The sequence below is a fragment of the Chitinophaga sp. genome, assembly GCF_036566945.1.
Taxonomy (GTDB): domain Bacteria; phylum Bacteroidota; class Bacteroidia; order Chitinophagales; family Chitinophagaceae; genus Chitinophaga.
This window is the reverse complement of the sequence record NZ_DATCVJ010000657.1, coordinates 1-6,140: the sequence shown is the minus strand read 5'-3', so window position 1 is coordinate 6,140 and position 6,140 is coordinate 1. Positions and strand designations below refer to the sequence as shown.

Below are 6,140 nucleotides of genomic sequence, written 5' to 3'. Positions count from 1 at the left end.
CTGGCTCACAGAACTACAGCGCAAGGTGCTGGTGATAGCCGATGATTCGCATGGCATCGGTGTATTGGGGCCAACAGGAGAAGGTTGTATTCATTTTTTACCACCTGCACCGCATATCCGCTATCTGCTTACCGCCTCCCTGGCAAAGGCTTACAGCGTACAAGGCGGCGTGGTAGCTGGTCATGCAGCCGATATCATGGGTGTAAAAAAACAGCCGGTATACGCAGGCAGCACACCGATGATGCCTGCCAACGCCTATGCGTGGCTGCATGCCGGAGAACTGATTCAAAAAATGCGCAGATCATTAAAGCAAAACATCGCCTACCTCCTGCATCTGACAGCCGGTTCAGCCGTGCATAATCCACATGGCCTGCCCATGTTCATTTTACCCACAGGAGAAAAAATCGTTCAGTATTTGCTGGACAAAGATGTGATTATTTCCAGCTTCCCTTATCCGCAACCACATAGTCCGGTGATTAACAGGGTTGTGGTATCTGCGCTTCATTTGCAGGAAGATGTGACCGCTTTACATCAGTTTCTAGCGGCTTTCCCCCTTTCATAAAACAGCAGCGGAGAACATGAGGTATGTTCTCCGCTGCTGTGTATAATAGCGACATATTTAATTACTTATCCTTGTCGTCTTCGGCATTCTGAGTTCCACCACATATACCCCTGCTTTCATCAAACGGAATGCAAACAACGGGTTCACGCTTCCCACCTTACTCGTAAGCGTATTATCCACTTTTACGAAAGCAGATGGAATACGATAGTACATCAGGTAGTTCCAGTTGGTACCGGCGTTGGAATATTTACTTAAAGGGAAAGGCGCGATTTCGAAATTACAGATCATAGCCGTATCTGTATATTCGATCGGATGAAATCTCGCATAGTTTTCGAAAATGGGACGGTCACCACGTTTGATGATTTCCCCTTTTTTAGGATTAAACGGATTGCCGTTTTTATCGGTCAGCTTCAGGATAACGGAGGCTCCGCTTTCACTTACCCTGGTGATCGTCATGGTAGGTGCTCCCATTCCAATAGTAGCAGAACCATCATCCGGGAACAAGTTGCAATTGGCGGTTGTTTCGGTAATCAACGGTGGATCGACCGTCGTCATCGTCGCTATATTTTTATATAGTTTCGAACCAGCCACATTGGATACTTCTATATCATATTCGTAGGTAACATCCAGCGGCAAACTGTCGGTGGCGCCGTTAAATACAAATTGCCCGCTGCTCAGGAACTCAAATGGTTTTAATTGTTTGATCGTACGTTTTTTGTTCACCTGCTCAATAGTGGTATCCACAGCAGGATCTACAGCAGCGGTATATACATATACCGGGTATTCTTTAAAAAACTCATCGGCATGTTGATGCGTATCTGCTCTCCGAACATCTATCAGTTTGATGGTCATCGGCTGAGTGGTTCCATCGGCAAGGATAGCACTGGTTTTCTGGAATGGATTTCCACGCTGAATCGTGAGCGGTGCATCCGGTACATACAGTCCATCGCTTAAAAAACCTTCCGTTATTTTCTTGCAACCAGCGGACAGGATGCCCAGCAGGATGGCAGCGCTTATTAATTTTTTCACGTTATATTTATCAGACATAATGTTAAGTTTATAGTGGTAAGACTACCTCCAATAGAAGGTGTGTTTATTGCCCAATACATGCAGTATGCCTGTTTTGGTGATGATACCGCTGGTTTGCAATACGCTTTCTCTGTCCTTGTCATCGTCCAGAAAGTTATCTGGCAGTGGATCCGGATCAAGTCCGTTGATAATTTTTGCCACATACATATACTGTACACCTGCAGATAGGATGCCACCATAATCGTCCGATTTCTTTAGTCTGATAGAGAAATCTTCCCCCATTTTATTCTTATACAGCTGTTGTTCCAGTGAAAGATCTGAGCGCTGAATTTTTCCGTCAAATATGTAGGCCATCAGGGAATCACGCAGCTCAGGTGTTTTTAGACTATCTAACGTATACTGAACGTTTTCATCATTTAACTCGAGCTGTAACTCCTTGGTACGAGCTTTCAGAAACTGTTTGATGGAATAATCGGTAGGCGCCATAAAAGTGACATTGCTGTTGACCGTTTCTTTTAAACCTGCTTTATCTATCAGCGAGATCAGCGTATCAAACAGCGGGTTGGCCTTGAGGTAATCATAGGTGGTTAAATCAGTTTGGGCGTTTGTAGGACTTCCACCTTTAAAGTGGTCATCTTTTTTACAGGCTGTAAACAAGAGCACTGCCAGCAACAGCCCCCATCCACCTTTGGCTATAAATATTTCTAATTTTTTCATGTCAGTTCTTTTAAACGATCATAATAATTGCGTACACTATTTCACTCTTCCCAGCCAGAAAGCATTTTGAGTGATGACACTGTTGTTCAGGAACAATACCCGTCCTACCGGCCATTTCCAGCCCTCTGCATCAAAACGACTCTGCGGGAAATTACCACCTGCGATGTCTGCGTTAGTCAGCAAACCGGTACGTACCAGGTCATACCAACGCTGCCCTTCCCCATATAACTCGCGGGAGCGCTCGCGCATTACTTCCCATTTTATATCATCAATGTCATCCATCGTCATCAAATAAGCATGTGAACGGGCTCTTACCATATTGATATCTGCCAGTGCATCGCCGCTTTTGCCCTGATCGGCATAAGCCTCCGCACGTAACAGGATCAGATCCGCATAGCGCATCAGGATGATGTTGGCATCTACTGCGGCCTCTGTGAAAGTTGTCGGATTTTTGTAATAAATGTTCTCCCTGTTAGGCCCTGCAAATTTGCAGATCACGGAGTTGTAAGCATTGCCTGCGTCCAGGGTGGAGAAGAAATACTGTAAACGTTCATCTTCATCGTCATCGTAGAGACTGGAGATCAGGTCCAGGTTAGGCGCATCCACCTTATCGCTCTTGTTCCGAATAAAAGGATCTTTCAGGATAGAATAGTAGAATCCTTTTTCCACCTGCTGTTCACCGTTTCCTACCTGCATATTGATTTCGAAAACCCCTTCATTGGATTTGCCATGGAATATTTTCGGATAGCTTACAGCTGGCAATAACTCGTATTGACCACTTGCCACTACTGAATCAACCGCCGCGATGGCATTGGTAAGATCCGTAGCTACCCCTCCTTTATTCAGAAAATTCCTCCACATATACACATGCGCCAGCAAGCCAAAAGCAGCGCCTTTGTTGGCTCTCACTGCCCTTTCTGAGCCATTGGTGTAAGCCATTGGCAGCAGGCTGATAGCATTTTTGAGATCCCTGATACAACTATCCAGGATGATTTTTTCATTTACCCGTGGCAGGTTGGTAGCCTGTCCAGGATTATCATCATACGTCAGTACCTGTGGTACATCTCCCCAGATACGGGCCATATAAAAATAAGTAAAGGCACGTAGAAAGTAGGCCTCTCCCATTAAACGGTTGCGGGTTTTAGTTGGCTGGTCCGTGAATTTTTCATCCGGTATCAGTGGCAGATGATGCAGCACCAGGTTGGACTGCGTAACCACCTTATAGTAAGGAGTCCAATCATGATAAGGCTCCAGGTAACTACCAATAAAATCTGCATTATTAAAACCATCTCCACCTTTCACCAGAAACTGTACGTCATACTGGGTGTAATCAAAAAACTCAAAAGCAGGTAACGAACCATACGCAAAATGCGACATATTCTCCTCATATTCCGTATTGGACGTTAAAGCCTTTCGTAATAATGCGTAATCACCCGCTATGCCTTGCTCCGCGTCACGCTGGTTGGTCCAGAACACAGGACCATAGGGCGAATTAACCGGACTCTGGTCCAGTAGTTTTTTGCAGGAGGTGAATGGGGACAATACCAAACCTGCTGCTATTATCACTAAAATATGCTTAAGACAATTCATAACAACTTCTTTTAAAAATTAAAAACCAACATTTATACCCAGCGTGAATTTTCTCGGGATCGGGTAGCCACCGCCGGTATAAGTACCTTTCTCATCCACTGCTTCCGCATCAGGCACGCTGGCCTTCTGGAACATCATCAGGTTATCCACTACAGAATAGATCTGGAGATTACGAAGTTTGACACGATCCAGGAATTTGCGGCTGAATGTGTAAGAAAGATTCACATATTTGATACGTGCATAATTACCGTTTTCAACAAAAGCAGTAGAAAATGGCAGGAACTGGTAATAATAATTTTTGCTGTAAGGTATTACCTCTGCATATTGGGCATTGTCGCCTTCCTTGTGCCAGCTATCGATCGTATTGGGGTCTATGGCAGCAATCTGTGCATATTTGGTCGTTAGTCCAATCAGCCTGTCGGACATATATTTGTTGTAGATATCACGGCCCAGCAGGAAAGTAACATATACTTCCAGGCTAAAGCCTTTATAGGTAAAATTATTGCTGAAACCACCGGTGACAGCCGGATTCGGATTACCTCCGCGAACTTTGTCATTCCAGTCCCATACATCATAATCACCATTCTGATCGGCCCAGATGAAATCACCTGCCTGCACGGTATGGTTACCATTCCAGTAGGTCAGTTTTTCACCGGTATAAGGATTAAATGGAATGTCCTTTTCAGATTTGTAAACGCCGTTGCTCTTAATCATATAGAACTCGTTGATGGCCCGGCCTTTGGTCAGCACATAGGTCATACCGGTGTTGTTGTCTGTCACCATCAGGTCACGGTTACCATTAGGTAGCTTAACGATCTGGTTTTTTACAGCAGACGCTACTAAACGAGTGGTCCACTGGAATGCCTGGTTGGGAGGGAGCATATGTGCCGAGATATTAATTTCCGCACCAATGTTGCGTACATCTACCGCGTTGGTATTTACTTTATCGTAACCGGTAGTAGCAGGCAGCAACAGGTCAAACAACATTTTAGAAGTTCCCCTGTTGAACGCGTCTGCGGTCACGTTAATACGTCCGTTGAAAAAGCTCGCATCAAAACCGATATTAGTTTGAAGCGCCTGTTGCCAGGTTAATCCATCCTGTGCCACGCCACCCTGGAAATTAGGCGTTACCGCGTTCACGCCATTATAAGTACCTCCGGTAGAACCACCATACGTTCCCTGGTTGATGCTGTAAGTATTGTAAGGCAGATAAAAACCATTGGGCAAACTACCGGTAACACCAAAGCTACCGCGGATCTTAAACATGTCCATCCATTTCTTCACCGGCTCCATAAATGGCTCATCTGTTACGTTCCAACCTGCAGATACAGATGGGAAGTAACCCCAGCGGCTATTACGGCCAAAACGGGAAGAAGCATCCGCTCTGTAAGCAAATGATAACAGGTATTTTTCTTTATAATCATAGTTAACACGGGAGAAGAAAGACAACATACCTGCAGATTCGTAATTGGAGCCGGAGATGATGTTACCATAAGCATCATAATAAGCGAGGTAGTTAACATCAAATCCCTGTACCACCTTTATATTATCATTACCCAGCGACCCGCTGCCGATACCGGTGTATTCATTCTTCACATTATTGATGGTATTACCCAGCAATATGTTCAGGTGATGATCTTTGTTTGCCAGGTTGGTATTAAAGTTCAGCGTATTATCCAGGTTCACATTTTCATACCTTGATTTATTGCTTTGTGCGTACGACAATCCTGCAGTGTTCAACTCACCCGGCCTGAATATATCCCGGGAATTGATGCTGGATTGCAAAGACCCCATAGAAGAAAAACGCAACCGGGGTGTAATGTCATAGTTCAGGGAAAGACTGGCGGTGATATCATCATTGATATTTTTATCACGGCCAGAGGAAAAATCACCTATGTAATTACTTTTATCGACATCAGACAAATTAAAAAGAGAAGAGCGATACTGTCCATCCAATAATGGAATCACATCTTCCCCGGGGGCTTGTCCGCGTCCACGCGATCTATCGCCACGGCTAAGACGAAACAGCGCATCCACACTGAGTTTGGAACTCATTTTTACGCCCAGGGCGGTAGAAATAGTATAGCGTTTAAACCCGGTACCTTTGATCGTACCATCTTCATCATAATAGTTACCGCTGATCCGGTAGTTCATCATATCGTTGGCGCCGGAAACAGAGAGATCGTAGTTCTGTATGATGCCCTTTCTGTAAAACAGGTCTTGCCAATCGGTCGCTCCGCTA

The 6,140-nt window shown here is 44.9% G+C and carries 5 protein-coding genes; 1 reads left to right on the top strand and 4 read right to left on the bottom strand.

Translation table 11 applies throughout. The features are described from left to right. Positions 1-562, top strand: a 562-nt coding sequence (locus VIP81_RS20030) for an aminotransferase class I/II-fold pyridoxal phosphate-dependent enzyme (protein WP_331965252.1), incomplete at its 5' end; no start/stop codon positions are given. 57 nt (positions 563-619) lie between these two features. Here the strand turns inward: VIP81_RS20030 and VIP81_RS20025 are convergent. The 4 genes from VIP81_RS20025 to VIP81_RS20010 form a co-directional block, all read right to left on the bottom strand. Continuing rightward, positions 620-1,609 (bottom strand): DUF5007 domain-containing protein, encoded by a 990-nt coding sequence (locus VIP81_RS20025; RefSeq protein ID WP_331965249.1) that lies wholly within the window; start codon positions 1,607-1,609, stop codon positions 620-622. A gap of 24 nt (positions 1,610-1,633) precedes the next feature. Then, positions 1,634-2,308 carry a fasciclin domain-containing protein gene (locus VIP81_RS20020; RefSeq protein ID WP_331965246.1) on the bottom strand — a complete coding sequence of 225 codons (675 nt, stop codon included), beginning with the start codon at positions 2,306-2,308 and terminating at the stop codon, positions 1,634-1,636. A gap of 36 nt (positions 2,309-2,344) precedes the next feature. Further along, positions 2,345-3,898: a RagB/SusD family nutrient uptake outer membrane protein gene (locus tag VIP81_RS20015; RefSeq protein WP_331965243.1), complete on the bottom strand. Its 1,554-nt coding sequence runs from the start codon at positions 3,896-3,898 to the stop codon at positions 2,345-2,347. Positions 3,899-3,916: 18 nt separating this feature from the next. Beyond that, the coding region (locus VIP81_RS20010) for a SusC/RagA family TonB-linked outer membrane protein (RefSeq protein ID WP_331965240.1) at positions 3,917-6,140 on the bottom strand (2,224 nt) is incomplete at its 5' end.

Bases quoted from the DNA above. Each gene is read 5' to 3' on its own strand.
- VIP81_RS20025 (WP_331965249.1), bottom strand. From the start codon at position 1,609: ATGTCTGATAAATATAACGTGAAAAAATTAATAAGCGCTGCCATCCTG.
- VIP81_RS20020 (WP_331965246.1), bottom strand. From the start codon at position 2,308: ATGAAAAAATTAGAAATATTTATAGCCAAAGGTGGATGGGGGCTGTTG.
- VIP81_RS20015 (WP_331965243.1), bottom strand. From the start codon at position 3,898: ATGAATTGTCTTAAGCATATTTTAGTGATAATAGCAGCAGGTTTGGTA.